Source organism: Microbulbifer aggregans (assembly GCF_001750105.1).
Classification (GTDB): domain Bacteria; phylum Pseudomonadota; class Gammaproteobacteria; order Pseudomonadales; family Cellvibrionaceae; genus Microbulbifer; species Microbulbifer aggregans.
Map to the genome: position 1 here is coordinate 2718227 of NZ_CP014143.1, position 26734 is coordinate 2744960.

22 protein-coding genes are annotated in these 26734 nt (G+C 59.7%); 14 read left to right on the forward strand and 8 right to left on the reverse strand.

The window, feature by feature from the left end; genetic code table 11:
- Positions 1-6: 6 nt before the first annotated feature.
- Positions 7-936, reverse strand: a complete 930-nt coding sequence (locus AUP74_RS11810; protein WP_083260955.1) for a PP2C family protein-serine/threonine phosphatase — start codon at positions 934-936, stop codon at positions 7-9.
- 376 nt (positions 937-1312) lie between these two features.
- Here AUP74_RS11810 and AUP74_RS11815 point away from each other — a divergent pair, with 376 nt between their 5' ends.
- On the forward strand, positions 1313-2197 hold the full coding sequence (locus AUP74_RS11815; protein ID WP_069947744.1) for an FHA domain-containing protein: 885 nt from the start codon (positions 1313-1315) through the stop codon (positions 2195-2197).
- Positions 2198-2200: 3 nt separating this feature from the next.
- Positions 2201-2449, forward strand: a complete 249-nt coding sequence (locus AUP74_RS11820; RefSeq protein ID WP_069947745.1) for a glutaredoxin family protein — start codon at positions 2201-2203, stop codon at positions 2447-2449.
- A 129-nt stretch (positions 2450-2578) separates the two neighbouring features.
- Here AUP74_RS11820 and AUP74_RS11825 read toward each other — a convergent pair whose 3' ends face one another.
- On the reverse strand, positions 2579-4555 hold the full coding sequence (locus tag AUP74_RS11825; protein ID WP_069947746.1) for a transglycosylase SLT domain-containing protein: 1977 nt from the start codon (positions 4553-4555) through the stop codon (positions 2579-2581).
- Positions 4556-4716: 161 nt separating this feature from the next.
- Between AUP74_RS11825 and abc-f the strand changes: the two genes are divergently transcribed.
- The gene (gene abc-f, locus AUP74_RS11830; protein WP_069947747.1) at positions 4717-6633 is read left to right on the forward strand and encodes a ribosomal protection-like ABC-F family protein; all 1917 of its coding nucleotides are present in this window, start codon (positions 4717-4719) and stop codon (positions 6631-6633) included.
- A gap of 104 nt (positions 6634-6737) precedes the next feature.
- On the opposite strand, the gene AUP74_RS11835 is transcribed toward abc-f, so the two are convergent.
- Positions 6738-7175 carry a universal stress protein gene (locus AUP74_RS11835; RefSeq protein WP_069947748.1) on the reverse strand — a complete coding sequence of 146 codons (438 nt, stop codon included), beginning with the start codon at positions 7173-7175 and terminating at the stop codon, positions 6738-6740.
- A 141-nt stretch (positions 7176-7316) separates the two neighbouring features.
- Here AUP74_RS11835 and AUP74_RS11840 point away from each other — a divergent pair, with 141 nt between their 5' ends.
- From AUP74_RS11840 to AUP74_RS11855, 4 genes are all read left to right on the forward strand, one after another.
- Positions 7317-7868, forward strand: a complete 552-nt coding sequence (locus AUP74_RS11840; protein WP_069947749.1) for a hypothetical protein — start codon at positions 7317-7319, stop codon at positions 7866-7868.
- Positions 7869-8097: 229 nt separating this feature from the next.
- The gene (gene topA / locus AUP74_RS11845; RefSeq protein ID WP_069947750.1) at positions 8098-10815 is read left to right on the forward strand and encodes a type I DNA topoisomerase; all 2718 of its coding nucleotides are present in this window, start codon (positions 8098-8100) and stop codon (positions 10813-10815) included.
- Complete coding sequence (locus AUP74_RS11850) at positions 10812-11303, forward strand: DUF6586 family protein (protein ID WP_069947751.1); 492 nt, start codon at positions 10812-10814, stop codon at positions 11301-11303. The genes topA and AUP74_RS11850 overlap by 4 nt, the downstream gene beginning before the upstream one ends.
- A gap of 107 nt (positions 11304-11410) precedes the next feature.
- Positions 11411-11668, forward strand: a complete 258-nt coding sequence (locus AUP74_RS11855) for a hypothetical protein (RefSeq protein ID WP_069947752.1) — start codon at positions 11411-11413, stop codon at positions 11666-11668.
- Positions 11669-11906: 238 nt separating this feature from the next.
- Here the strand turns inward: AUP74_RS11855 and lexA are convergent, their stop codons facing one another.
- Positions 11907-12512, reverse strand: coding sequence for a transcriptional repressor LexA (gene lexA, locus AUP74_RS11860; RefSeq protein ID WP_069947753.1), 606 nt, complete (start codon positions 12510-12512; stop codon positions 11907-11909).
- A 207-nt stretch (positions 12513-12719) separates the two neighbouring features.
- Between lexA and AUP74_RS11865 the strand changes: the two genes are divergently transcribed.
- Complete coding sequence (locus AUP74_RS11865) at positions 12720-13358, forward strand: LOG family protein (RefSeq protein WP_069947754.1); 639 nt, start codon at positions 12720-12722, stop codon at positions 13356-13358.
- A 44-nt stretch (positions 13359-13402) separates the two neighbouring features.
- On the opposite strand, the gene AUP74_RS11870 is transcribed toward AUP74_RS11865, so the two are convergent.
- Complete coding sequence (locus AUP74_RS11870; RefSeq protein ID WP_083260956.1) at positions 13403-13714, reverse strand: DUF6763 family protein; 312 nt, start codon at positions 13712-13714, stop codon at positions 13403-13405.
- Between the two features lie 143 nt (positions 13715-13857).
- Here AUP74_RS11870 and AUP74_RS11875 point away from each other — a divergent pair, with 143 nt between their 5' ends.
- The 4 genes from AUP74_RS11875 (at position 13858) to AUP74_RS11890 (ending at position 17372) form a co-directional block, all read left to right on the forward strand.
- Positions 13858-14487, forward strand: coding sequence for a TetR/AcrR family transcriptional regulator (locus AUP74_RS11875; protein ID WP_069947756.1), 630 nt, complete (start codon positions 13858-13860; stop codon positions 14485-14487).
- 70 nt (positions 14488-14557) lie between these two features.
- The gene (nagZ, locus tag AUP74_RS11880; RefSeq protein WP_145924392.1) at positions 14558-15598 is read left to right on the forward strand and encodes a beta-N-acetylhexosaminidase; all 1041 of its coding nucleotides are present in this window, start codon (positions 14558-14560) and stop codon (positions 15596-15598) included.
- A 136-nt stretch (positions 15599-15734) separates the two neighbouring features.
- On the forward strand, positions 15735-16841 hold the full coding sequence (locus AUP74_RS11885; protein WP_069947757.1) for a mechanosensitive ion channel family protein: 1107 nt from the start codon (positions 15735-15737) through the stop codon (positions 16839-16841).
- Between the two features lie 315 nt (positions 16842-17156).
- Complete coding sequence (locus AUP74_RS11890) at positions 17157-17372, forward strand: cold-shock protein (protein ID WP_067081471.1); 216 nt, start codon at positions 17157-17159, stop codon at positions 17370-17372.
- Between the two features lie 161 nt (positions 17373-17533).
- On the opposite strand, the gene AUP74_RS11895 is transcribed toward AUP74_RS11890, so the two are convergent.
- The 3 genes from AUP74_RS11895 to mfd all read right to left on the reverse strand — a co-directional run bounded on the left by AUP74_RS11895 (position 17534) and on the right by mfd (position 23222).
- Positions 17534-18769, reverse strand: coding sequence for a DUF819 family protein (locus AUP74_RS11895; protein WP_069947758.1), 1236 nt, complete (start codon positions 18767-18769; stop codon positions 17534-17536).
- 122 nt (positions 18770-18891) lie between these two features.
- On the reverse strand, positions 18892-19668 hold the full coding sequence (locus tag AUP74_RS11900; protein ID WP_069947759.1) for a CsiV family protein: 777 nt from the start codon (positions 19666-19668) through the stop codon (positions 18892-18894).
- A 62-nt stretch (positions 19669-19730) separates the two neighbouring features.
- Positions 19731-23222, reverse strand: a complete 3492-nt coding sequence (gene mfd / locus AUP74_RS11905) for a transcription-repair coupling factor (protein ID WP_145924393.1) — start codon at positions 23220-23222, stop codon at positions 19731-19733.
- A gap of 384 nt (positions 23223-23606) precedes the next feature.
- Between mfd and AUP74_RS11910 the strand changes: the two genes are divergently transcribed.
- Complete coding sequence (locus tag AUP74_RS11910; protein ID WP_418287629.1) at positions 23607-24992, forward strand: glyceraldehyde-3-phosphate dehydrogenase; 1386 nt, start codon at positions 23607-23609, stop codon at positions 24990-24992.
- A gap of 401 nt (positions 24993-25393) precedes the next feature.
- On the forward strand, positions 25394-26734 hold the full coding sequence (locus AUP74_RS11915) for a Na(+)-translocating NADH-quinone reductase subunit A (protein ID WP_069947761.1): 1341 nt from the start codon (positions 25394-25396) through the stop codon (positions 26732-26734).

A 26734-nucleotide genomic window follows, 5' to 3' on the forward strand; every position in this document is an offset into this window, starting at 1 on the left:
CCTGAATCAAAGTGAGTCGAGCAGCCACGCGGTGAGCGTGGCCAGTAGAGCAAGCAAAATTACTGCGCTGAATGCCAGAGTCATAGTGCCCCCGGGGAGGAGGCTGGAGCGAGTGCCTTCACCATCATGAGCAGCCCCAAAGGGCCATTCCCGGCCATCTGCGGGGCTGGTGGGGGCTTCTACAACCTGTACGGTGATGTTGTCCTTCCCGCCTGCATCGAGGGCGGCGGCGATCAGCAGATCTACTGCACGGCGATTGTCGGGGTTTTCCGCCAGGATCCGGCAGATCTCCTCCGCCGGAACCTCCGCGCTGAGCCCATCGCTGCACAGCAGCAGGCGCTGTCCGGGCTGCCACAGTGCAGAGACGCGGTCGATTTCAAGCTGGGGGTTGGTGCTGCCGCCGATACAGCGGGTGATGACATGACGGTTGGGGTGGTTGGCGGCTTCCTCGGCGTTGATCGCGCCGGAATCCACCAGCATTTGTACATAGGAGTGGTCGATGGTGAGTTGCTTTAGCTCGCCACCCCCTGCGCTTGGAGTGAAAACGTAGGCGCGGCTGTCACCGACCCAGTAGATATGAAAGTAGGCGCCGTCTTCCGCCATCACCACCGCAGTGGATCCCATATTGGCGGTGTTTTGCTCCTCCCCCAGAAGCAGCGCATGGGCCCGTTGCAGGGCGCGCTCGTAGTGGCGATCTGTAGCGGCGGAGCGTTGCACCTCCTCGATCACCGTCATGCTGGCAATCTCACCCGCCTGATGGCCGCCCAGCCCATCTGCAACAACCCAGACGCCGCGGTCCTCATCTGACCACAGGGCATCTTCATTTTGCTCGCGTTTATAGCCGGGATGGGTGGCTCCCGCGCTCCGGGAGGGCGGGGAGACGCGCTGGATTGTCCCACTGTGCCGCGATCTTTCGCGTACGTTGGCTTCACTCACTGGCGTGCAACTACCTGTTTATTCTGATTTATCCGGTGGGCACCGCCGTGGGTGCCATCTGCAGCGACCGGGTGAGGCCGCGGGCCGGAATTCCTTCCATGGCCAGAGAGCGTTGATCCTGCCGCCTCCCGGCAATAGCCTGCAAATCCGTTCACTCGTGCATACTAGCGTCAGTGGGCATTGTAAGCTGCAAACCGAATCACACGCTAACCAAAAGTGCCGTGATAAACTCGCTACGGAGAACAATAATGCGCTGTATCCAGGTTGGTTCCCGCAGTTTCAACTGCGAGGCGCCTGCTCAGCCACTGCGGGTTTCGCCGTCAATGCTGAACTGAGGTTCCCATGCCGTGGCGGCCCGATCAAGGACAATATGCCCATGCTCAAACTTTGTGATCTCAAGGACGTCAGCCAGAGTGTATGGCTGGTGGCGCCGAAGGTAACGATCGGTCGTGCCAGCAATTGCGATCTCACCATTGCCGATGAATCGGTGGCTAAGTTACAGGTAGAGATTCTGGTGGAGGACGACAGCCTGGTCCTCAGGAACCTGGCGGAGCACGGTGTGGTTACCGTCAACGGTCAGCAAGTGGAGCGGAGCTGTCCGCTCAAGCTCAATGACAAAGTCACCATCGGCAGCCGCACACTGGGTGTGGTCGATCCCAAGGTGACGCGTCTCAAGGCTGCGTCATCGGCCGCATCGGTGGCCTGGGCGCTACGGGCGAACCACCCGGCGATTGCCGGCAAGGTGTTTCCGGTGCGGGAGACGACCGTAGTGGGGCGTTCCGATGAGTGTGATATCACGTTTTCGTTGTCGCACCTGTCTCGCAGGCACGCCCGCCTTGAGGTGCGCGACGGCCTGCTCTTTGTGACAGACCTGGGGTCTGCCAATGGCACCTATCTCAATAACAAGCGCGTGGTCGAAACCCGGGTGCGGCGGGGTGACGAGCTTCGTTTTGATACCCTGAGCTTCAGTGTGGTTGGCCCGGCTGACGACCTGGATAAGACGACAGTTCGCCCGGCGATCACTATCCCTCCTGAGGTTGTCCGCTCTGAAGGTCAGGTCGAGGCGCAGGTTCGCGACCGATCTGCCTCTGTGGCTGCGCGGGCGCCGGCCGCCAGCGATACGACCCGTGAAAGACAGCGTATGTCTGCAGATGCTGAGGCGATTGAGCGCGGCCAGGGTGTCTGGCCATGGGTGGGAGTGTTGACCATTGCCGCGGTCGTGATCGGTTATTTCTGGGCCCGCGGTCAGGGGTTGCTCTGAAGCATGGCTGATGAACTGATACTTTATACGACGCTGGGCTGCACGCTGTGTGAGAAAGCGAAGCCTGAGATCTGGCCTGTGCTTGAGGCTTTTGGCCTGCACTTAAAACAGGTGGATATTGCCGAGGACGAGGCTTTGATGGCGCGCTTCAGCACCTCAATTCCCGCTGTTGGCCTGGGTGACCCACGGGATGTCTGCCTCTGGCCTTTCGATCAGGCCGCGCTGGCCGAGTGGGTCTCGGCGCGGCTCTGATGTGCGAAAGGCGCGGGCCGCGGGCCTGCGCCTGATTCCCGCTCTTCTCCTTTCCCAATCCAGTCCTTCCTTGTCCCGGCCTGCTTCTCTTGGCGCCGATCGTTTCGGGATCGTTGGGGGTTGTCGTGATTAAAGCCGTGTAGTGGCCTCGTTTTCCCTCAGCAGCGGTAAATTGGTACCGCTTCGGTAGGCATAGATCACGCTATAGGCGAGAACGTTCTGCACGTACTTGCGCGTCTCGCTGTAGGGAATGGTCTCGATCCACACGTCGTAGGGCAGCTGCTGGCGAGTCTCCTTCAGCCACTGGGCAACCCGGGTCGGGCCGGCGTTGTAGGCGGCCGCGGCGAGAATGCGGTTGTTGTCGAAGCGGTTGAGCAGGGTACTCAGGTAGAAGCTGCCGAGTGCGATATTGGTGCTCGGGCTGAGCAGGTCCCAGTTGCGCCGGAAGTCGACCCCGGCGCGCCGGGCGGTAGCGCGGGCAGTGGACGGCAGCAGTTGCATCAGCCCGAGGGCGCCAGCGCCGGACTTGGCGTCGTGGCTGAAATGGCTCTCCTGGCGCGCGACAGCATAGATAAGGTACGGATCCAGTGCAGACTTGCTCCCCATGCGCCGGCTGACATCGGTGACGATGTCGGCGAACGCCAGTGGGAACCTCAGTTCGAGGTCATCCAGGTAGTCTGCTGCGAGCACTGAACGGATCGACTTGTGGTACCAGCCCCAGGCGCTCGCCACCTTACCTGCGGTCAGAAGTTCCTGATGATTCATGCCTTGGGTGGCGTAATCCCATTCCCGCCGAGCATGGTAGAACTCCCCGATTGCCTGCAGTTCCCGGGCTCGCTGCATGGCAGGGCGGGCTGACATCTCCTCGACCGCACGGGCGTTGATGGGCGCGGGGCGATCGACAAAGCTGTAGTTCTGGCCAAGGGTGTCGGCGGCGAGAAAACCGTAATAGCTGCGCTCCTGCGCCGCACGCCGGTAAAGGTAGGCGGCTTCCTGTGCGCGGGAGCTACCGTATTGTTCCTCGAGGACCCGGGCGCGCCAGTACAGCCAGCGCTCGTGATTGCGCGCTGTCTCTGGCAGGCGGTTGATCCAGAAGTCCACCTGGGCCCAGTCCAGTTCCCGCATGGCTTGGCGCGCGAGCCATTCGATGGTGCGCTCGTCGGAAAAATTGTCGCTCTGCTGTACCAGTTGGCGCAGCCCATCCAGGTTGTCCTGGCGGGCGAAATTGAGTGCGATTTCGCGCAGCAGGACATCCCGCTCTTTGTCATCGAAAAGGTAACCGGCATCATAGTGGCGCCAGGCGGTCAGCGCATCTTCCGCGCTTGCTCTGGCGAGCCTGGCGATTCCGTGCAGGACGATCTCCCGGTATTCCGGCTTGTTACTCAGGAAACGCTGGTGATCCAGGAGCTGCTCCGGTGCGCGGTGAACTGCTCGGGCGATTTTGGCCAGGGCGGCCTTTTCGGGGGGCATCTTTCTCGCAACATATTCAGCGAGATCCAAATTGCCTGCTTCCACCGCCAGCATGTGGCGGCGCCATGCCAGGTCTTCGGTGAGGCCGCCGTCACTGATCCAGCGGGCGAAAACCGGGTCGCATTCCTCAGCCTGGGAGTGGCCGACCAGCCACAGGTCCTCCACCAGTTGGTAGGCTTCTGTCTTGTCGCCGTGTCTGGAAAGCGCATCGGCGTAATAACAGCGCAGCGAGGTACGCACTACCTTGTCGGCGTCATAGTATTTCAGGTAGGCGCGGAATCGTTGGCGGCTGCCAAGTTCCCGCAGCACCTTGACCTGCATCCAGTCACCAATGGCGGTGCCCCGGTACTCCTCCAGGAAGCGGTCGATTTCACTGTAGGGGAGTTGCGAAAGTTTCTTGCTGAGCGCCCAGTAGTCCAGGTAAGGCAGCAGGGGATAGTCGGCGAGCTCATGCTTGAGTCTTGAGAGGGTTTCCCGGTCGCCCTGGGCGATAGCCATGCGGGCGCTCTGCAGCTTCTCCCGCTGGGCGACAGCATACTCGGCATCCGGCCTCTCGGCAGAGCCAGCTGCGGCTGAAATTGTTGAAGACAGGGCCAGGGATAAGATCAGCGCGAATCCCTTTGCGTCAATCGACATCTGAATCACCCGATTGAAAATTCGCGAGAGTAAATTTATCAATACAGCGCGAGGAAAACTACGTAAAATTTCCGTCTTTACGCGTGATCTGGAGCGCGTTATTGCCGTTTTTGCGGTGGTAACCGAATGCTCCAATCCACTTTCAATTGTAGTTGTATTTTATGCTCCAGTTAGACAATGTCGGCCTGCGTTACGGTGCCCAGGTGCTGGCGGAAGCGGTTACTGCCCGGGTTGAGAAGGGCGACCGGATCTGTCTCGTCGGCCGTAACGGTGAGGGAAAGTCGAGCCTTTTGCGCCTGATTGCCGGTGAAATCGACGCCGACGAGGGCGAGGTGGTCCGCTCGGCCGGGTCGCGGCTCGCCACACTCGAGCAGGAGCTTCCTGCCGATTGCAGGGACTCCGTTTACCAGTATGTCGCGGCTGGCCTGGGTGATGTTGGTCGCTATCTGGCGGCTTACCGAGAGCAGCCTGACGAGGACCTGCAGGAGCGCATCGAGGCTGCCCACGGTTGGGACCTGTTACCGCGCATCGACAGTATCATCGACCGCCTCGGCCTCGACGAGTCCGCAGTCGTGGCAGATCTCTCCGGCGGCTGGCAGCGCCGCGCCGCGCTGGCGAGGGCCCTGGTTACCGAGCCGGACCTGTTGATCCTCGATGAGCCCACCAACCACCTGGATATCACTGCCGTAGAGTGGCTGGAGGGGTTTCTCGCCGGGTTCACCGGCGCACTGCTTTTTGTCACCCACGACCGGGCTCTGGCCCAACGACTGGCCACGACTGTCTGGGACCTGGATCGCGGTCACCTGCGTGTCTTCAATTGCTCCTTCGATCGCTACCAGCAGGAGAAGGAGAAGCTGCTAGAGGAAGAGGCGCGCCATGAGGCACTTTTTGACAAAAAGCTGGCCCAGGAGGAGGCCTGGATTCGCCAGGGGATCAAGGCCCGGCGGACCCGCAATGAGGGACGCGTGCGCGCCCTGCAGGCGCTGCGCCGCCAGCGCGAGGCCCGTCGCAACCGACAGGGTACGGCCCGCATGGCCCTGGACGCAGGCGAGCTGTCCGGCAAGCTGGTTGCGGAGCTAAAGCACGTCTCCTTTGGTTATCCGCAGGCGGACCAGCAGGGACCGGATCTCGCCGAAACTCAGTACCTGATTCGAGATCTTTCCTACACCCTGATGCGGGGTGACAAGGTGGGCCTGATCGGCCCGAATGGGGTGGGCAAAAGCACGCTGATCCGCCTTTTGCTGGGCGACCTGGAGCCTCAGTCGGGCAGCATTCGGCTGGGAACCAAGCAGCAGATTGCGTATTTCGACCAGCGCCGGGACCAGCTGAATCCCGAGCTGACCGTGGTCGACAATATTGCCGAGGGCCGGGACAGTGTCACCATCGGTGGCAAGAGTCGCCACATCATGTCCTACCTGTCGGACTTCCTCTTCAGTGGCGTCAAGGCCCGCACAGCCGTTGGTGCGCTGAGCGGCGGTGAGCGCAATCGCGCGTTGCTGGCCAAACTGTTCAGTCAGCCGGCCAATATTCTGGTGCTGGACGAGCCGACCAATGACCTGGATGTGGAGACCCTGGAGCTTCTCGAGCAGTTGCTGCTGGATTACTCAGGTACGGTACTGCTGGTCAGCCACGACCGCGCTTTCCTCGACAATGTCGTCGATTCCTGCCTCGCCTTCGAGGGCAATGGCCTGGTTCGCGAGTACGTGGGAGGGTATTCGGATTTCATTCGCCAGGGCGGCCACTTTGCTACCGAGGAGGAAGCCTCCAAGAAAGACAGCACACCGGAGAAGGATGCGGGCGCTGCTGGCGACGCCGGTTCCAGAGATACCAGAGCTGAAGAAAAACCGGTCAAAAAGAAAAAGCTCAGCTACAAGCTGCAGCGGGAGCTGGACAGTCTCCCCGGCCTTATTGAGGCGCTGGAAGGGGAAATAGAAACACTGGAAAGCGAGGTCAGTGATCCGGCTTTTTACGAGCAGGATCCCGCACTAGTCGAGGAGCGGCTCAAGCTGCTGGCAGATCGTCAGGCGGAGCTTGATTCGGCATTTGAGCGTTGGGCCGAGCTCGATAGCGAGGGGTAGATACCGGCTTAATCAACTGCCGGCAGTGAAAAGACCGTATTTCCAGCGTGGCAAAACCCGGCGCGGCGAAATGCCCGCGCCTTGTCTGTCATTGACGCCAGGGGTCAGTCTGAGTGCACCCGGACGGCGAGTACGTCACAGCCGGCGCCGTGTAGAACCCCATTGGCGGTGGAGCCGAGCAGCAGAGCAAGGCCGTGCCGCCCATGGCTGCCCATGATGATCAGGTCTGATTCGAGTTCATCGGCGAGACGGTGAATCTCGGTTGCCGGTTGACCCAGCACTACACGCTGTCGTTCCTCAGCAACGCCGAACTTATCACCTGCCTTCCGCAGTTGTTCTTTTGCCTGGTTCTGAAGCTGCTCCTGCACTTCGGAGAGATCCATCGGGATGTCACCGCCATAGGCAAAAGTGAGTGGTTCGATCACGTGCGTCAGGCAAAGCTCGGCGCCGAACGCCTTTGCCATTTCCCCTGCCTTGTCCAGCACTTGTGAGGATTCTTCCGACAAGTCCAGGGCTACCAGAATGCGCTTGTAATCCGCCATGAGCACGCTTCTCCTTTTTTAATATCGCGTTGACAGTGGCTTGAGAGCTCACAGAGAGTCTACTGTAAAAAAAATCGATTGACAGGACCGGCGCGCGGCAAAGCACAATGGGCGCCATATTCATCAGACAGGGATACGCTTATGTCAGGATGGCTCCCCCTTCTTATTATTATCTTTGCCGTCGCCCTGGTGGTGGGGCCGGTCATGTGGATGAAGCCCAGCGACCGCGACCGCAGGCTTGCAGCACTGCGGCAGCGGGCGACCGCTGCAGGCATGACGGTAAAAATGCGGCCGTTACCGCCGGCATTGGGTGAAGGTACCGCCGCCGTTTACTTCAATCGATGGGAAGATCCCCGTCGACTGGATGTGGGCTGGAACATTGAGTTGCAACGCATGTCCCATGATCTCCACTTCTCCGATCGCTGGGATTGGGCCGGCAAAGCCGCCCCTGAGGCGGCCTGGCCGCTTGTCCGGGAGCTCCTCGGGCGCCTGCCGGAAGATGCCTGCGGTATCCACAGCACTCAGGGTGGCCTGGGCATTCAATGGCAGGAGCGAAGCGGTGACAAGGGTTTTGAGGCCGTGGAGCAGGCGCTGGCGCATCTGAGGCCGGAAATCGAGGAGGCAATCCGTCAGCGCCCCCGACGTACAGAGGAAAATGGTGGTGAGGGCGAAGAAAAGGGCGACGAAAAATAGTTGCCAGGAGGCCTTCTGCTGCCGCTTCTCAGTCGGAGCCCGGCTTCGGTTAATCGGCTTTCAAGAGGCGGTTCGAAGCCTGTAAAACCATCCTGCACGGAGGGGGATTTTACCCCTCCGGCTTGACCGCACTGGGTGCGGAGCTTATATATTCGCGCATTGCAGCGCCCATAGTTGCCACTGGAAAGGCGCTGTCGGCAGTAAAATTTCTTAAAGAATTCAAAGGCTTATGGGTAAATCACTGGTCATTGTCGAATCACCGGCCAAAGCGAAAACCATCAACAAATACCTCGGCAAGGACTTCGTGGTGAAGTCCAGTGTGGGGCATATTCGCGATTTGCCCACTGCCGGCAGTAACAAACAACCTGTCGATCCCAAAGAGCGTGCGCGCAAAGCGGCAGAGACGCGCAAGCTTTCACCGGAAGAGAAAGAAAAGTACAAGCGCAAGAAAAACCGCGAGCAGCTGATCAAGCGGATGGGGATTGACCCGGATCATGACTGGGCCGCGCATTACGAGATCCTTCCCGGCAAGGAAAAAGTGGTCAGTGAATTGCGCAAGCTGGCGGAAAACGCGGACCAGATTTATCTGGCAACGGACTTGGACCGTGAGGGGGAAGCGATCGCCTGGCACCTGCGGGAGGCGATTGGTGGTGATGACAATCGCTATCGCCGGGTGGTCTTCAATGAGATCACCAAATCCGCGATCCAGGAGGCCTTCAAAGACCCGGGCCGGTTGAACATCAATCGTGTAAACGCCCAGCAGGCCCGGCGTTTCCTCGACCGGATTGTCGGTTACATGGTCTCGCCGCTGCTGTGGGAAAAGGTTGCCCGCGGTCTCTCCGCGGGTCGGGTCCAGTCAGTGGCCGTGCGCCTCGTTGTGGAGCGCGAGCGAGAAATCCGTGCCTTTGTGCCCGAGGAATACTGGACCATCTCGGCCGATACTGAGACTGCCAAGACGGAGCCGCTGCACCTGGAGGTCAAGCGCCAGGCCGGTGAGGCGTTTCGCCCCACCAGTGAGGAGCAGGCCAGTGCCGCAGCCAAGGCCCTGCAGTCCAGCGAGTACACCGTTTCGCAGCGGGACGACAAGCCGACCAGCTCCAAACCCAATGCGCCGTTCATTACCTCGACGCTACAGCAGGCGGCGAGCAACCGGCTTGGCTTCAGTGTCAAAAAGACCATGATGCTGGCGCAGCGCCTCTACGAGGCAGGCCACATCACCTACATGCGTACAGACTCCACCAACCTGAGCAAAGAGGCGGTGGATTCGGCTCGGGACTTCATCCTCGAGAAGTTCGGTAAAAAATACCTGCCGGAGTCTCCCAACAGCTACAGCAGCAAAGAGGGCGCACAGGAGGCACACGAGGCTATTCGCCCATCAGATGTACGCATGCAACCGAATATGCTGAGCGGCGTCGAGAGGGATGCAGAGCGGCTTTATAACCTCATCTGGCAACAGTTCGTTGCCTGTCAGATGACACCTGCAGAGTTCACCTCGACATCGGTAGTGGTGACGGCAGGGGATTTCGAACTACGCGCTCGCGGTCGGGTCATCCGTTTTGACGGCTTCCTTAAAGTCGCGCCGCAAGTGAGCAAGAAAGATGAGGACCTGGTACTGCCCGACGTGAAAGTTGGGGAGAAGCTGGCATTGAAAAAGCTCGACCCCAAGCAGCATTTCACCAAACCACCGGCGCGTTTCAGCGAGGCCGCTCTGGTAAAAGAGCTGGAAAAGCGCGGTATCGGTCGCCCATCGACCTATGCCTCGATTATCTCCACCATTCAGGATCGCGGCTATGTCCGTCTTGAGAATCGCCGTTTCTATGCTGAAAAAATGGGCGATATTGTTACGGACCGTTTGAGCGAGAGCTTCAAGAACCTGATGGATTACGGCTTTACGGCCAACCTGGAGGAGTCCCTGGATGCCGTAGCCGACGGGGATCGGGGCTGGAAGGAGCTGCTCAACGAGTTCTATGAAGATTTCTCCTCGCGGCTGGAGAAGGCGCAGTCCCCAGACGGCGGCATGCGTCGCAATACGCCCACCGATACCGATATCGAGTGCAGCAAGTGCGGGCGCCATATGCAAATCCGCACCGGTTCCACGGGGGTGTTCCTGGGTTGCTCAGGTTACGGGCTGCCGCCCAAGGAGCGCTGCACCAATACCATGAACCTGGTTTCCGGTGAGGAGGCGGTTGACGCTGACAAGGATGAAGACGCCGAAACCCGTCAACTACGGGATAAGCGGCGCTGTGCCAAGTGCGGCACCGCCATGGACAGCTATCTCGTGGATGAGCACCGCAAACTGCATATCTGCGGTAACAACCCTGATTGCCCGGGCTACGAGGTGGAAAAGGGCACGTTCAAGATCAAAGGCTACGACGGTCCGGTCATTGAATGTGACAAGTGCGGTAGTGATATGCAGCTCAAATCGGGCCGCTTCGGCAAGTATTTCGGCTGCACCAACGAGGAATGTAAGAACACCCGCAAGCTGCTCAAGAACGGGCAGCCCGCACCGCCGAAGATGGATCCAGTACCTATGCCGGAGCTGCCATGCCAGAAGGTGGATGATCACTACATTCTGCGTGACGGCGCATCGGGACTGTTTCTGGCTGCGAGCCAGTTCCCGAAAAACCGCGAGACCAGGGCTCCGCTGGTAAAAGAGCTGCTCCCGCACAAAGCAGAGATTGATCCCAAGTACAGTTTCCTGTTTTCTGCACCGACTGAAGATGATCAGGGCAGGGACACGGTGGTGCGCTTCAGTCGTAAAACCCAGGAGCAGTACGTACAGTCTGAGGAAGACGGCAAGGCGACCGGCTGGAAGGCTTTTTATCGCGATGGCAAATGGTTGGTAGAGTCCACGGCCAAGCCCGCTGCCAAGCGAAAAGCCGCACCCAAGAAGAAGGCCGCAGCGAAGAAAGCACCGGCGAAGAAGGCGCCGAGCAAGAAGAAATGAGCAATCCCCATACCGGCTCGGTTGCTGCTGCGCTGCGCAAGGCGGCCCTTCTTGCGGATATTGAGCCCGACGGCAACCTGCAACGGCAGGCCCTCGATGAGGCCCGGCTGCTGCAGCTCCGGCGCGCTTATCAGGCTTTTCTTGCCGAGCTGGCGTTTCAGCTACAGCTCGGGGGCCAGCCGGACTCGGCGCTGGCGCTGGCCCGGCTGGCCGAGTCCCAGGGTAAGGGCTGTGGTGAGGCAAGGGAATTGCTGGAGTTGCTGGAGGAACCCGACAGCTGGTTGTCATCCCTCGAGCGTGCCTGGGCTGGCCTATGGGATTTCTCCGGGGATGCGAATCAACAGCGCGCGTCAGAGCCGACTCTGATTCCCAGCAGGGATCTTGGTCGGCGTCCTCTCGAAGCCCTGAACGGGCAGCAAGTGGATCACTGGCAGTCGGCTCTTAGTGAAATTATTCGACGCCAGCGCGCCCATAGTGCCGAATGGTGAACTTCCCGCTCCGGGTGGAATTCAAAGGGGCTCCTGCACCGGCACGCCATGAACCTGTCTCCGGTGCTGTGTTACACTGCGCAAAACTGATGTGAACGGAGATGCGCATGTCCTCTGAGACCTTTGAAATCATTGAACTGGCTAACGGCGATGTCGCCCTGCGCCGGGCCGGTGAGCGCGATGATCCCCTGGTGCGAATCCATTTTTCCGAGGAGAGTGTCCAGTTCCTGCGGGAGCACAAGATCGCGATCGCCAAGGCCATGCTGGAAGCAGGCATTGAAGCTGTTCAAAATTTGGGCGAACTGGAGCCGGAACCGGAAGCTTTCGAGGAAGAGCTGGAACCGGTCAACCATACCATCCACTAAGCCCCTCTAACTAAGCCCCTCTAGATGGCGGGTGCCATCCCCCGAGCTCGCGGCCGCGAGCGGGTCAAACGTCCGGGTTCCCCGGCTACTCAATCCAGTCTTTTTTGCTTGAATAACCCCAGGCCATCATCAGTCCGGGGAGCAGGTTTTATCTGGGGGGCGGATAAACGGGAGGGGATGGCGCTAGCCGGAGCTCTCCACCGGGCTTGTTTCTGCCGATGGAGAGCGGGGTGGGGAATCAGGGAGTCTGACGGATCACACCGACAGCCAGGCCTTCAATCGCGAAGTGCTTGTCCCGCATATCCACCTGAATCACTTCAAACTCGTCATTTTCCGGCAGCAACTGCACCAGTGCCTGATTGCCGCGGCGGCGGAAACGTTTGACTGTGACCTCGTCCTCGATGCGCGCAACGACAATCTGGCCGTTGCGAACCTGATCGGTGCGTTGTACCGCCAAAAGGTCCCCGTCCAGAATTCCTGCATCCTTCATGCTCATTCCATGTACGCGCAGCAAATAGTCTGCCGGAGGGTGGAAAAAGTCTGCTGGCAGCTCGCAGTAATCCTCGATGTTCTCCTCGGCCAGGATCGGGTTGCCCGCCGCGACACGACCAACAATCGGCAGGCCCGGCTGGTATCCGGGAATCCGAATTCCCCGGGATGCACCCGCGACCATTTCAATGGCCCCCTTGCGGGCCAGGGCCTTCAAGTGTTCCTCTGCAGCGTTGGGGGAGCGAAAACCCAGTTCCTGAGCGATTTCCGCGCGAGTGGGAGGGTAGCCGGTATCGTCCAGGTAAGATTTGATCAGGTCCAGTACCTGAGCCTGGCGCGCAGTGAGATTGGTCATGAGAGTCACCTGCCTGATGGTAATCTGTATTTTTATACAGTTGCTGTGATTATATACAGAATGAAAACGAGCGCAAACTTACCGGTCATGACGCAAAAAGCTGCTAAAGTGAAATCAGGGAGAATAATAAGTGCAGCCAGTGGAAAGGCTCGTTAGCCGGTAACTCTGTGAGCCGGGTCTGGTTGCATCAGCAGAGGGAAAGCGATAATGCTAGATGCAAAAATGCCAGAAGCCTGGCGCGTCCTCCGTATCCAATCTGAACTGGTCGATGGCATTGAGCGTTTGATTGCGCTCAGTGGAGCGGTCACCGTATTCGGCGGGGCCAGGTTTACTGAAAGTACCGCCGAGTACCAGCAGGCGGTTCGCCTCGGAGAATTGCTGGCCGGCGAGGGGATCTCAGTGATTACTGGTGGAGGTCCAGGCCTGATGGAGGCCTGCAACCGGGGCGCGCTTCCCCAGCCGGGCACGTCCATCGGCCTGAATATCCAGCTGCCTTTCGAGCAGGCGCCAAACCCGTATCAGGACATCAGCCTGAACTTTCGTTACTTTTTCGTGCGCAAATTCATGTTTGTGAAACACGCCGTGGGGTTTGTCGGCCTGCCTGGTGGATATGGAACTCTGGACGAATTGTTTGAGGCGCTGACTCTGGTGCAAACCAAGAAAGTACAGAAATTCCCCATTGTTCTGGTGGGCGAGCGTTACTGGGCGGGATTGCGAGACTGGCTCGTGGATACGGTGTTGGAGCGGGAATGTATAGACTCCTCTGACCTGGACCTGTTTCAGGTCGTTGACACGGTCGACCAGGCGGCGGAGATCATCATCGACTATATCCGCTCCAAAGAGTAGCGAAGTGCAGCGTTGGATCTCCAGCGCGAGCAGTCAGGCCCCAGTCAGAAGGGGCTTTCGTCGGTGCCAGTGAAACTTTCCCCTTCCAGATTATCCAGGGGGCTGAGCAGCTCCGGAGTGGAGCCAGCTGAATTCGGATCCTGTTCCCGCGCTGTTTGCCCGTAGGCGGCGTGGGCATCTTCTGGAGCGGCTGCGGGCGCCAGTGAGCGGCTGATCCAGTACTCCCGATCCATCTCATCCACGGTGCCGTCCAGGTACTGCACTTCCACTGTCTGGTGAAACTCGTCAAGGGCCACCACCTCGAACACCTCGCCACTTTCCAGGTCTTCGAACCAGTTGCCGATATCTGGTGCCATTTGTGTCATGACTTCCTGCCCCTCTTGTGTTTACCACAATCTAATGTCTGGGCCCCGGAGTCAGTAGCTGCGCCAGCTGCGGATGAATGTGCTAATCTGCGCTAAATACCAAACAACTGTTTTAATTGGTGGTTTGAATTCGTATGACCCAGACTGACACCGTCAGCCGGATACTGGATGCCGCGGAAGTCTTGTTCGCCGAGCGCGGCTTCACCGAGACTTCACTTCGCACCATCACGAGCACCGCTGGCGTCAACCTCGCTGCCGTAAACTACCATTTTGGCTCGAAGAAGGAATTGATCCAGGCGGTTTTCGAGCGGTTCCTGACGCCGTTTACCGAGAGCCTGGTCAAAGAGTTGGACCGCCGTGAGGCGATGGACGAACCTTTGAGCGCCGAAGTGCTGCTGGATGGGCTCTACCGGGTCGCGATGGCAAGTCTCGAGCGGCAGGGCCGTGATCCTCAGCGGTTCATGCGCCTGCTGGGGCTTGCCTACACCCAGTACCAGGGACACCTGCGACGCTTTATCGTATCCCGCTATGGCGAGAGCTATCGGCGATTTGCCGGCTTGTTGTCCAGGGCGCTCCCAGGGCTCGATCCGGTTACTTTCTACTGGCGCCTTTACTTTATGCTCGGGGCCACTATTTTCACCCTGTCCAGTTTCGATGCCATCGAGGCTATCCTCAAAGAGGATTTTGGTGCGGAGAGCAGCCTGCAGGAAACCCTGGAGCGGCTCGTGCCCGCGGCCGCGGCCATGCTGCATGCAGATGGCTAATAGGCAGAGCTGAGCCGTATCCTGCCAACGAGTTGAAGCCCGGAAATGGGCCCCGAACGTGAGATCAAAAATGGAACAGCAAACCGAGGGAAATGGAATCGGTCCGGTAATGATCGATATCGAAGGCACCGAGCTGACCGATCAGGACCGCCAAATCCTCAAGCACCCTATGGTGGGTGGGCTGATTTTCTTCAGCCGGAATTTTAAGGACCGCCCCCAGCTGGAGAGCCTGGCGGCCGAGATCCGCGCGGAGCGCCCCGAGATCCTTATCGCGGTCGATCAGGAAGGGGGCAGGGTGCAGCGGTTCCGGGAACTGGGCTTTACCCGCATTCCCTCCATGCAGAAGCTCGCCCGGGCCGCCGACGACCAGTGCCTCCGCGATGTCGGCTGGTTACTGGCGGCGGAACTTCTTACGGCGGGTATCGATTTCAGTTTCGCTCCGGTGCTGGATGCGGACGATGCCCACTGCCGTATCGTCGGTGATCGGAGTTTTGACGCTGATCCTGCCGCGGTGGGAGCAAAGGTGCGCCCATTTATGGCGGGCATGCATGAGGCCGGTATGGCGACGACCGGAAAGCATTTCCCCGGCCACGGTCATGTTCTGGAAGACAGTCACGAAGAGCTGCCAGAGGATGAGAGAGATCTCGAAGCAGTCATGGCCAGCGACGCCCTGCCTTTTTCGGAGTGTATTCGCAGCGGCGAGCTCGATGCCGTGATGCCGGCGCATATCCGCTTTGTGCAGGTGGATCAACAGCCGGTGGGTTTTTCATCGCTGTGGCTTCAGGATGTGTTGCGTGGCCAGCTTGGCTTCGATGGGGTGATATTCAGCGATGATCTCTCTATGGAGGGGGCCGGAGCGGCTGGCGGTTACGGAGCGCGTATTCAGGCTGCACTCTCTGCCGGCTGCGATATGGGCATCGTCTGTAATAACCGAGCCGGCGCCCTTGAAGTGCTAGACGCGTTGGAGAACTTTCGCCCGGATCCTGCGTCTTCAAAGCGGTTGGCCAGGATGCGGGGTCGGCCAGCCATTGATTCGTGGCAGGCTTTGCAGCAGAGTGAGCGCTGGCAGCAGACCCGGGAATGGCTCAATTCCCTGCTCGCGACGGACTGACACATGTCATAAGCTGCAGCCGCATTGGTTGAAGCCCCTTTGGGCCGCGCTTGTGCCCGTCTTTTTTTTGCCGCCCGGACCAGTGGGTGACGGCTGACAACTTTCAATAACAACGATGTGATTGGAGCAGTAATCAGTGGAAGCTTTTAAGGAACTGATCGTCCCCTGGATTGGTGACAATCGATTCTGGATCGTGGTTATTTTTTCGATCATCCTCGCCACTGCGTTCGGTGCCTGGTTCCTGAGGCGCTTCGTGCAGAAGCTGGAGGTCCGCACCGAAAAGACATCGAACCCGTGGGACGACGCGGTGGTGGGCGCGCTGACGCCGCCGGGGCCGGTGCTGATCTGGCTTGTGGGCCTGACAGTAGCCGCCGGCCGTGCCGGTGCAGCCACGGGAGCCGAGATCTTCGACCTGGCGACACCGATCAGGGATGTCGGCGTGATCCTGGTGGTCACCTGGTTTGCGTGGCGCTTCTCCCGCAATGTCGAGCAGAACCTGCGCGACCCGCGCTATATTGCCAAGCCAATGGATGCGACCACCGTACGTGCCCTTGGCAAGCTGGTGCGGGCCTCGATCCTGATCACCGCGGCGATGGTGATCATGCAGTACTTCCAGTACAGCATCAGCGGTATTCTCGCGTTTGGCGGTATTGGTGGTCTGGCGGTGGGCTTTGCGGCAAAAGACCTGCTGGCCAACTTCTTCGGCGGCTTGATGGTCTATCTCGACCGGCCCTTTGCTGTCGGAGACTGGGTGCGCTCTCCGGACAAAGAGATCGAGGGTACGGTAGAGGACATCGGCTGGCGGCTGACCCGCATCCGCACTTTTGACAAGCGTCCCCTCTATATTCCCAACAGTGTCTTCACCCAGATCTCGGTGGAGAACCCCTCGCGGATGCATAACCGCAGGATCTTTGAAACCGTCGGCATTCGCTACGAAGATGCGCCCCACATGGCCGCTATTGTTGCGGATGTAAAAGCGATGCTGCAGAACCACCCGGAGATCGATACCAACCAGACCCTGATCGTGAACTTCAACAGCTTTGCACCTTCGTCCCTCGACTTCTTCATCTACACCTTTACGAAAACAGTGGAGTGGATCCGCTATCACGAAATCAAACAGGATGTACTGTTAAAGGTTCTGGAGATCGTGGAATCCCATGGTGCCTCCTGTGCGTTCCCGACTTCCACGGTGCATATTGCGGAGATGCCAATGGTGGAAAAGCCGGTTCACGAGCCAGTCTGAATGCATTGGCAGGTTGTGCTGGAAAGTCTGTTTGGCCGGAATGTGACAGCTTTAACAGGTGTAGAAGTTTTGCCGCTTAGCGTTGATGAAAAATTGCGCGAAAAGTCCTCGATGTAGTATTTATTTCACATAGAAACCTAGACACTGGCGCCAATTTATCTAAGAATCATTGTTGTACACCTGAATGACTAGGTGGACAGTGCAAGAGAGCAGCCTGCCGGCTGCCGATATTGGGGTGGCGTTTGTCGCTCTCCACCCGCAGAGGTAACGCAGGGGTAGAGGGTGCAACGCAATAACAATAATGAGGTTGGCTCAATGAGTGATCGCGTTACAGGTACCGTAAAGTGGTTTAACAATGCCCGGGGTTACGGATTCATCACCTGTGGAGAAGGTACCGAGGATATTTTTGTTCACTATCGCAGTATTCGCGGCGAAGGTTATAAGACCCTGAATGAGGGTCAGGCCGTGGAGTTTGAAATGCAGAAAGGTGACAAAGGATTGTTGGCGGAAGATGTCGTTCCCTGCGAATGAGTCCCCGATAAGAACTTCTTTGTAATTGCCACTCCGTTGGGGTGTGCTCATTCAGTATGAGTGAGCATCAATGAGCCCACTGCAGGAGCACTGGTACACCTGGGCGGGCCTTTGGCCCGCCTTTTTATTGCCCGCCTGAAAGTGGTCTGCGGGATGGCCCCTTAAGGGCCTCCCACCACCCGCAGCAACTGACCGCAGAACCATGCGGCGTAAGTGCCCAGCGCATAGCCAAACACCGCCAGCAGCACGCCCACCGGTGCCAGTGACGGATGGAAGGCGGCGGCGACGACCGGCGCCGATGCCGCGCCACCCACATTCGCCTGGCTGCCCACGGCCATAAAGAACGTCGGAGCCTTGATCAGCTTGGCCACCAGCAGCATCAGTCCCGCATGAATGGCCATCCAGATGGCCCCAAGCAGGAACAGCTCCGGGCTATCTCGGAGTGCAGTGATATCCATATGGGTGCCGATGGTGGCCACCAGGAAGTAAATGAAGACCGAGCCAATCCTGGAGGCGCCGGCGCCCTCGAGCTTCGAGGCGGGGGAGAATGCCATTGCCACGCCCAGGCTGGTGGCAATGATGATGAGCCAGAAGAACTGGCTGGTGAAACTGAAGCGGGCCAGGTGCGGTGCGTTGGCCTGGAACCAGGGAGCCAGTTGATCGGCAAAGGCATGTGCAATGGCGGTCACCCCAAAGCCCACAGCGGCAATCAACATCAGGTCGGGCAGCGACGGAATGCGGGAGTGCTTTTTCTGCAGTGTCTCCACTTTCTCCCGTAGCTCAGTGATCGCGGTCGTATCGGCGCCCCGGCGTGCATCAAGCTGTTTCGCATTGCCCGCCATGATGAGCAGGACTGCCATCCAGATATTGGCGATGATCACATCCACGGCAACCATGGCCGAGAACACCTGATCACCGACACTGAAGATTTCTTTCATCGCGGTCTGGTTTGCACCACCGCCGATCCAGCTTCCCGCAACCGTCGTCATGCCACGCCAGACCGCATCCGGACCGCTGACCCCGAGAATGCCCGGGTCGATACTCGCCATGATCATGAGGGCAATAGGCCCACCGATGACAATACCAAGGGTGCCGGTGAGGAACATTACCAGGGCCTTGGGACCCAGGTTCGCGATGGCCTTGAGGTCGATACTCAGGGTCAGCAGCACCAGACTCGCCGGCAACAGGTAACGGGAGGCGACGTAGTAAAGATTGGACTGTTCCGCATCAATGATGTCGAACGTGGTCAGCAGTGAGGGAAGAAAGTAGCAGAGCAGCAGAGCCGGTACGAAGCGATAAAACCGCTTCCAGAAACGGTGGTCGCTGCCTGCGGTATAGAAAACAAAGCCCAGAATGGCGGCAAGCATGCCGAGAATGATGGCGTCATTGGTGATCATAGATAGGTCGTACTTCCGTTGTCGTTATTATTGCAGTCGCTGAATTCGCGTAGCCTCACCCGGCGCGTTAGGGCGGGGTGGGTTTGGGGCCGCCTGTTGGCCGGCGGCCCCGGTAATCTGAATCAGAGGGTGTCAGGGGCTGACTCGGACTCTTCTTCCTGTTCTACCGGTCGTACCTCGATCAGGATGCCGAAGCGCGGATGGTCGAGGTAGTGCAGCTCACCACTGCGCATGCGGCGTTCCTGCTGCAGCACGGCGACCCGGGATGCCGTCAGGGGCGGGCGCGGTTCACTGCGAATGGCGTCTACGGTCAGCGCTTGAGCCGATTGTCCGCTCAGCCCCATGGGTTCGTCCGACATGTTCTGCTCTGCCATTGGTGGGCGGGGCAGGGCGATACCACGGCTGGTCGTTGTGTCCGCGACTGACGGCTGCTGCGCGCCAAATTCGCTGAGCCACAGGTTGGTGCTGAGGTGCAGGTAGCGGGCCACGCTGATGGTGACTGATCCTTCCAGCTGGTGGTGGTCGCCCACCGGGTTGCCGCCGTTGATGACCACGGCGGGGCTGTTGCGCTTGTTCTGCAGAACCTGGCGCCACGCCTTGTGGAACAGCACCTGCTGGCCGCGGGCCCTGCGAATCGCAGCGACCTTGTTGTCCAGCCTGGTGGCGACCTGCTGCAGCAGGGGAGTCTCGCCCTCCATGCTGTTGAAGTCCACCCACTGCTGTGGGTATTCAAGGCGCGGAGATGCCGGCCAGTTCTCACCACTTTGTGCCAAACCGCTGTCGCGACCGAAGACGATCATCTCGATCTCGAACGTATTGCCGGCATAGTTCTTCGCTGAGGCGATGCCGGAAGCGGTGGCGAGGACCAGGCTCGCGCAAAGGTGCAGGAATCTTCTCATGGTGATACCGCTCTGATCGTTAGGGTTACGGCGCCACGAGGGCGCTGAGAAATCGCAGTCTATCATTGCGCCAGCTGCTCCAACACTCCCGTCACTTGTGCCAGCCGCTCCTCGGGGCCGCTTTCGTCCAGGGCGAAGGTCAGCTGGTTGGCGCCGGCCAGCTGAAACACGCCCGGCTGGTTCTGTACCAGCTTCACTAGTGTCAGTGGGTCGACGCTGGTGGCCTCCGAGAACTCGATGCGGCCGCGGGCAGCGGAGGCCTCCAGCTTGCGGATGCCCATGGTGTTGGCCTGCAGCTTGATTTCAGTCGTCCGGAAGAGGTGTTTGACCGGTTCCGGCAGCAGCCCAAAGCGGTCGATCATCTCTACCTGCAGCTCCCGCAACTCCTCACGGGTGGCGGCATTGGCGATGCGTTTGTACATGATGAGCCGGCCGTGGACATCGGGCAGGTAATCCTCGGGAATCAGCGCCGGTACCCGCAGGTTGACGTCCACCGCCGTGGATTCCAGCGGCTCGTCGATGTTTGGCGTCTTGCCCTCACGGATGGCTTTGACCGCCCGGTCCAGCATCTCCATATAGAGGTTGAAGCCGACGCTCTGGATCTGGCCGCTCTGCTCCTCGCCCAGCAGCTCGCCGGCACCGCGGATTTCCAGGTCGTGGGTGGCGAGGGTAAAGCCAGCCCCCAGGTCCTGGGCCTCACTGATGGCTTCCAGGCGTTTGACTGCGTCACTGGTCATGGAGCGCTTACCCGGTGTCAGCAGGTAGGCATAGGCCTGGTGGTGGGAGCGGCCCACACGACCGCGCAACTGATGCAGCTGGGCAAGCCCGAACTTGTCTGCGCGCTCGATCAGAATGGTGTTGGCACTCGGTACGTCGATGCCTGTTTCGATGATCGTGGTGCAAATCAGCACGTTGAAGCGTTTGTGATAGAAGTCGCTCATCACCTGTTCGAGCTCCCGCTCGCGCATCTGGCCGTGGCCGGTTGCGATACGCGCCTCGGGTACCAGAGCCTCGAGCTCGCGGGCGATGCGCTCGATGCTCTTCACTTCGTTGTGCAGGAAGTACACCTGACCGCCGCGGAGGATCTCCCGCAGGATCGCCTCCTTGATCAGCGCGTCGTCCCGCTGGCGGACAAATGTCTTCACCGACAGGCGTCGGGCCGGTGGGGTGGCGATCACCGACAGGTCTCGGATACCCGACATGGCCATATTCAGGGTGCGGGGGATGGGAGTCGCGGTCATGGTCAGGATGTCCACTTCTGCCCGCAGGCTCTTTAGTCGCTCCTTCTGCCGCACTCCGAAGCGGTGCTCCTCATCGATGATCAGCAGGCCAAGGTTTTTGAAGTCCAGGTCGCTCTGCAGCAACTTGTGGGTGCCAACCAGGATGTCCACTTTGCCATCGGCCACCCGCTCTTTGACGCTGTCCACTTCCTTTCCTGAGCGAAAGCGGGAGATCACCTCGACATTTACCGGCCAGTCGGCAAAGCGGTCCTGGAAAGATTGGAAGTGCTGCTGGGCGAGCAGGGTGGTGGGCACCAGCATGGCGACCTGTTTGCCGGCATGGGCAGCGACAAACGCCGCGCGCATGGCCACCTCGGTCTTGCCGAAGCCCACGTCACCACAGACAAGTCGGTCCATGGGTTTCGCGGATAGCATGTCGGCGACGACGGCCTCGATGGCCACCTGCTGGTCGGGCGTTTCCTCGAACGGGAAACCCGCCGAGAATTCGCGGTATGCCAGCCCCGGATTGTCGAAGGCATGTCCGACCCTGGCCTCCCGGCGGGCGTAGATGTCCAGCAGCTCGGCCGCCGCGTCGCGCACTTTTTCCGCTGCTTTGCGCTTTGCCTTCTGCCACTGCTCGCTGCCGAGTTTATGCAGGGGCGCCAGGGCCTCGTCGGCGCCGGAGTAGCGGCTGATCAGGTGCAGGCTCGCGACCGGCACGTAGAGTTTGGCCTCGTCAGCGTATTCGAGGGTCAGAAATTCCGCCGGCTGGCCATCGATATCCAGGCTCTGGAGTCCGCGATAGCGGCCGACGCCGTGATCGATATGTACGACGGGAGAACCGATGCGCAGCTCGGCCAGGTTCTTGACCACATTCTCTGCGTCGTCCTTGGCCTTCTTGCGTCGGCGCTGCTGCAGCACCCGCTCGCCAAACAGCTGTGGCTCGGCGATGACGTTGATGGCGGGGGAGTCCAGGCAAAGTCCCTGGTCTATTGGGGCCACAGCGATCCCGTGGGTGGTGTCGCTGTCGAGGAATTCCGCCCACGAGTCGAAGGGGGTCGGTTTCAACCGAATCCCTTTCAGGAGGTCCAGCAGTGCCTCCCGGCGACCACCTGACTCAGCGCAAAACAACACGCGACCGGAGTGTCCGGCCAGGTAAGCCTCGAGCTTGCCCAGAGGCTGCTCTGCTTTGCCGTCTACCGGCAGGTTGGGTGGCGGCTGGCTGGCGAAGTTGTAGTGGCCGGCAGCTTCTTCCAGGGTGTTTTCGGAAAAAATTGCCCGTGGCAGGTTTTTTATTGCGCTGTTGAATTCGTCCTGACGGAGAAGAATCTGGGCCGGTTCTAGAATTGGTCTGCTGAGGTCGCCGCGGCGGCTTTCGTAGCGGTTGTTGACCTCACGCCAAAAGTTTTCCAGAGGCTTTTGTATGTCCCCCTGGAGAAATGCTGCACTGCCCTCGGGCAGGTAGTCGAACAGGCTGGCGCAGTCGCCACCAAAAAAGAGCGGCAGGTAGTATTCAATGCCCGCGGGTGCGATACCGGCGCTGATATCCTGATAGATGGGCACATTGGCTGGATCGCACTCGAACGCTTCGTGCCAGTGGGCGAGAAAGTTGGACAGGGCCGCCTTGTGCATCGGGAATTCCCGCGCCGGTAGCAGCTGCACTGAATCCACCCGCTCGACGGTTCGTTGGGTTTCCGGGTCAAAGGTGCGCAGTGACTCGATCTCGTCATCGAACAGGTCAATCCGGTAGGGCAGGCGGCTGCCCATGGGGAACAGGTCCATCAGGGACCCGCGGACGGCAAATTCGCCGTGCTCATAGACAGTGTCGACGCAGTGGTAGCCCGCCTGCTCGAGCGCACGGCGCTGTGTGGCCAGATCGAATTTCTGCCCTTCCTCCAGCAACAGTGCATTGCCGGAAATATATTCCCGCGGTGCCAGCCTGTGCATGAGCGTGCTGACCGGCGCGATCACGATGCCCTTTTGCATGCGGGGCAGTCGGTAAAGCGTCGCGAGGCGGTCGGAAATGATGTCCTGGTGCGGGGAGAAAGTGTCGTACGGAAGGATTTCCCAGTCCGGGAAATGGATGATCTCCAGCTCCTCGCCGCCCTCGCTGGCGCCAGCCCTATCTCGCGAACTTTTGTTAAAAAATTTCAGCTGCACCTCCAGCCGGTGTGCTTCCTGGCTGTCGCGGGTGACCAGGAGCACAGGGGTATCTCGCCGCTGGGCCGCGCTCAGTATGGCCAGTGCGGCGGCCGAGCCGCAGAGCTGCCCCCAGTACTGGCGATCTGTTGCTGAGAGAAATTCCGGTGGAGATAGGGGGTTCAGAGAGGTCATGTTTACCTTGTAAATCCGCGCGTTTCCTCGGGGGAAAGAGGTGAGGGTGCGCTATTGTACCGGTGAAGTGGCGCGGGCGCAGTCATCACCGTTTTGGGGCCCGGGCCAGGCCGGGAATCTGGGGGCGCCCCAAAGATGCAATTGCCGCTTTGCTGGCGCAACAAATTGGTAGTTTAACTACAATTTTTAGGTGATTTTTTGCTCGGTTGCGCGGTCTGGGGGGAATACTGATAATGCGCAGCCACGTGGCCCGGGCAGCCCGGAACCCCACGATTTTCCTGCCTACCCATCATATTGCAGAGGTGTCTGACAGTGACTCAGAAGCGACCCAAGCCCGCGGATTTTTTCAAGGACTGGAAGGAGCGCGAAGCGCTGGCTGAAGCCATGATTCCGATGATTGGCAAGCTCAATCGCGAGCGCAACGTCGGTATTTACATGTACGGCCGCAACCTGGTGAACCGTTCCGTACTGAGCATCATGAAGGCGCACCGCTTTGTGCGGCAGGTGGAAGAAAACGAGCTTTCCGAGTTCGAAAGCTTCCCGGTGCTGGAAGCCATCTCCAAGCTGGATCTGGGGCCTGTCCATATCGACCTGGGTACCCTGACCAACAAATATATGCGCGACGATCGCGGCCTGTCCGTCGACCAGTTTGTTAAGGAAGAGCTGTCGGACGCCGAAGGTGCGGGCAAGCCGATTCCGAAGGCGCGCGACGTTGTGATCTACGGTTTCGGCCGTATCGGCCGCCTGGTGGCCCGTCTGCTGATCGAAAAGGCCGGTAGTGGCGATGTGCTGCGCCTGCGCGCCATCGTGCTGCGCAAGGGCAAGGCTGACAATGACCTGGTCAAGCGCGCCTCCCTGCTGCGTCGCGACTCCGTGCACGGCGCTTTCAATGGCACCATCCGCGTGGACGAAGAGACCAGCAGCCTGATCTGCAACGGTAACGAGATCAAGGTCATCTACGCCAACTCTCCGCAAGAAGTGGACTACACCGCACACGGTATCAACGATGCAATCATCGTTGACAGCACTGGTGTATGGCGTGATGAAGCCGGCCTGGCCCAGCACCTGGAGTCTCCGGGGGCCGCCAAGGTGATCCTGACTGCGCCGGGCAAAGGCGATATCAAGAACATCGTTTACGGCATCAATAACGGTGACATCACGCCGGAGGACAAGATCCTGTCCGCCGCGTCCTGTACCACCAACGCTATCGTGCCGGTACTGAAGGCCATGATGGATGGTTTCGGTGTCGAGCACGGCCACGTTGAGACGGTACACGCTTACACCAACGACCAGAATCTGATCGACAACTACCACAAGGGTGAGCGTCGTGGCCGTGCAGCCGCGCTGAATATGGTGCTGACCGAGACTGGTGCCGCCAAGGCCGTGTCCAAGGCCCTGCCGGAGCTGAAGGGCAAGCTGACCGGAAATGCAATTCGGGTTCCGACTCCGAACGTATCCATGGCGATTCTCAACCTGCGCCTGGGTCGGGAGACCACCAAGGACGAGGTGAACGACTACATGCGCGAAGTGGCGCTCCACTCGCCGCTGCGTCAGCAGATCGACTACACCAACTCTCCGGAAGTGGTGTCCAGCGACTTTGTCGGCTCCCGTCGCGCCTGTGTCTATGACTCGATTGCCACCATCGTCGATGGCGATAACGCCGTACTCTACTGCTGGTACGACAATGAGTTCGGCTACAGCTGCCAGGTAGTGCGCTGCCTTGAGGATATGGCCGGCGTACAGTACGCGCTGTTCCCCAAGAAAGACTGAATCTCCCCTCCGTGAGGTTCCGAGGTCGGCGGCCATGTGGGTCGCCGACTGCCCGGTCTGGGTCGCTGTGCGGCCTGACCGGGGCTCTTATACCCCTTGCTCCCTTCTGCCCCCAACTTCCTGTTTTTCCAGCGAAAAAAACCGCTTGACTGGTCATTTCGGCCGCTTCCGCTCTGGTAATGCCAGAGGGGCGTCTTTATAATGCGCGCGATTTTGTGGGGCCACCGTGCGCCAAAGAAGTGATTGTCCTTCTGCCCGATTCCGGGTCCAGCGGTTTAAGACCTCGCGCGACAGGATTTCCCGGGCGTGCCCGAGTCCAGGCCCGACAGGGGTTAGCCCTTGTCGGCCGGGTACAGCGGCCCGCCCGCAGTCTTTCAAACTAGAAACTTAGGCATAGGCGTATGAGAAAGATCCGTCGGGGATTGGATTTACCCATATCCGGCGCGCCCAAGCAGGCCATCCAGGATGGACCTGCGCTCAAGACCGTCGCTGTACTCGGCCCCGATTACCACGGGATGAAGCCGACCATGGCGGTGGCAGAGGGGGATCGCGTCAAACTCGGACAGTTGCTGTTCAGCGATAAGAAGACCGAAGGTGTGCGTTACACGGCGCCGGCCGCTGGTCGCGTGGCGGCTATCAACCGCGGTGCCCGTCGCGTCCTGCAGTCCGTCGTTATCGAGATTGACGGCGACGAAGCGGAAGAGTTCGCTTCCTACGGTGCTGACCAGTTGGCCACCCTGAACGGTGAGCAGGTTCGTGAGAATCTGATCCAGTCCGGTCTCTGGACCGCGCTGCGCACTCGCCCGTACAGCAAGGTGCCGGCGCTGGATGCCGAGCCCGAGGCGATCTTCATCAACGCCATGGACACCAACCCGCTGGCGGCGGATCCCGCAGTCATCATTGCCGAGCAGCGCAAGGCATTTGAGCAGGGTGTTCTGGTGCTTTCCCGCCTGGCGGATACGACTTTCGTCTGTACCGCACCCGATGCCGATATCCCGGTGCCCAGCGTTTCCGGTGTCAGCCGTGAAACCTTTGCCGGTCCGCATCCGGCTGGCCTGTCCGGTACTCACATTCACTTCCTGCGCCCCGTAAAGGCTGGCCGGAGTGTCTGGACCATCAACTATCAGGACGTGATCGCGGTGGGCAAGCTGTTCACCACTGGTCGCCTGTACACCGACCGTGTTGTCGCCCTGGCTGGACCGCGGGTCAAGCAGCCGCGCCTGCTGCGCACCCGTCTTGGTGCCGACCTCAACACCCTGGTGAACGGCGAGACCGTTGGTGACGACAACCGGGTCGTTTCCGGTTCTGTTTTCGGTGGCCGCACCGCCGAGGGCCCGCTGGCGTTCCTCGGTCGTTACCACAACCAGGTCAGCGTGCTGCAGGAGGGCCGTGAGCGTCCGTTCCTGCACTACCTGCGTGCCGGTAACAAGCGTTTCTCCGCGCTGCCGATCTACCTGTCAGGCCTCTTCAAAGGCAAGAAGTTTGACTTCACCACCAGCACCAATGGCTCCGAGCGTGCCATGGTGCCGATCGGTGCCTATGAGCGCGTGATGCCGCTGGACATCCTGCCGACTCAGTTGCTGCGAGCGCTGATCGTGGGCGATACCGCCTCGGCCCAGCAACTGGGTGCCCTGGAGCTGGATGAAGAAGATCTGGCCCTGTGCACTTTCATCTGCCCGGGCAAGTACGAGTACGGCCCCATTTTGCGGGACAACCTGACCCGTATTGAGAAGGAGGGTTAA

What these genes read in the sequence shown, in the direction of transcription:
- AUP74_RS11895 (WP_069947758.1), bottom strand. Translation starts at nt 18,769, where the DNA reads ATGATCACCAATGACGCCATCATTCTCGGCATGCTTGCCGCCATTCTG.
- AUP74_RS11870 (WP_083260956.1), bottom strand. Translation starts at nt 13,714, where the DNA reads ATGGCACCAGATATCGGCAACTGGTTCGAAGACCTGGAAAGTGGCGAG.
- AUP74_RS11815 (WP_069947744.1), top strand. Translation starts at nt 1,313, where the DNA reads ATGCTCAAACTTTGTGATCTCAAGGACGTCAGCCAGAGTGTATGGCTG.
- AUP74_RS11840 (WP_069947749.1), top strand. Translation starts at nt 7,317, where the DNA reads ATGTCAGGATGGCTCCCCCTTCTTATTATTATCTTTGCCGTCGCCCTG.
- AUP74_RS11850 (WP_069947751.1), top strand. Translation starts at nt 10,812, where the DNA reads ATGAGCAATCCCCATACCGGCTCGGTTGCTGCTGCGCTGCGCAAGGCG.
- AUP74_RS11900 (WP_069947759.1), bottom strand. Translation starts at nt 19,668, where the DNA reads ATGAGAAGATTCCTGCACCTTTGCGCGAGCCTGGTCCTCGCCACCGCT.
- mfd (WP_145924393.1), bottom strand. Translation starts at nt 23,222, where the DNA reads ATGACCTCTCTGAACCCCCTATCTCCACCGGAATTTCTCTCAGCAACA.
- AUP74_RS11825 (WP_069947746.1), bottom strand. Translation starts at nt 4,555, where the DNA reads ATGTCGATTGACGCAAAGGGATTCGCGCTGATCTTATCCCTGGCCCTG.
- AUP74_RS11890 (WP_067081471.1), top strand. Translation starts at nt 17,157, where the DNA reads ATGAGTGATCGCGTTACAGGTACCGTAAAGTGGTTTAACAATGCCCGG.
- AUP74_RS11875 (WP_069947756.1), top strand. Translation starts at nt 13,858, where the DNA reads ATGACCCAGACTGACACCGTCAGCCGGATACTGGATGCCGCGGAAGTC.
- abc-f (WP_069947747.1), top strand. Translation starts at nt 4,717, where the DNA reads ATGCTCCAGTTAGACAATGTCGGCCTGCGTTACGGTGCCCAGGTGCTG.
- AUP74_RS11820 (WP_069947745.1), top strand. Translation starts at nt 2,201, where the DNA reads ATGGCTGATGAACTGATACTTTATACGACGCTGGGCTGCACGCTGTGT.
- AUP74_RS11835 (WP_069947748.1), bottom strand. Translation starts at nt 7,175, where the DNA reads ATGGCGGATTACAAGCGCATTCTGGTAGCCCTGGACTTGTCGGAAGAA.
- nagZ (WP_145924392.1), top strand. Translation starts at nt 14,558, where the DNA reads ATGGAACAGCAAACCGAGGGAAATGGAATCGGTCCGGTAATGATCGAT.
- AUP74_RS11865 (WP_069947754.1), top strand. Translation starts at nt 12,720, where the DNA reads ATGCTAGATGCAAAAATGCCAGAAGCCTGGCGCGTCCTCCGTATCCAA.
- topA (WP_069947750.1), top strand. Translation starts at nt 8,098, where the DNA reads ATGGGTAAATCACTGGTCATTGTCGAATCACCGGCCAAAGCGAAAACC.
- AUP74_RS11855 (WP_069947752.1), top strand. Translation starts at nt 11,411, where the DNA reads ATGTCCTCTGAGACCTTTGAAATCATTGAACTGGCTAACGGCGATGTC.
- lexA (WP_069947753.1), bottom strand. Translation starts at nt 12,512, where the DNA reads ATGACCAATCTCACTGCGCGCCAGGCTCAGGTACTGGACCTGATCAAA.
- AUP74_RS11915 (WP_069947761.1), top strand. Translation starts at nt 25,394, where the DNA reads ATGAGAAAGATCCGTCGGGGATTGGATTTACCCATATCCGGCGCGCCC.
- AUP74_RS11910 (WP_418287629.1), top strand. Translation starts at nt 23,607, where the DNA reads ATGATTCCGATGATTGGCAAGCTCAATCGCGAGCGCAACGTCGGTATT.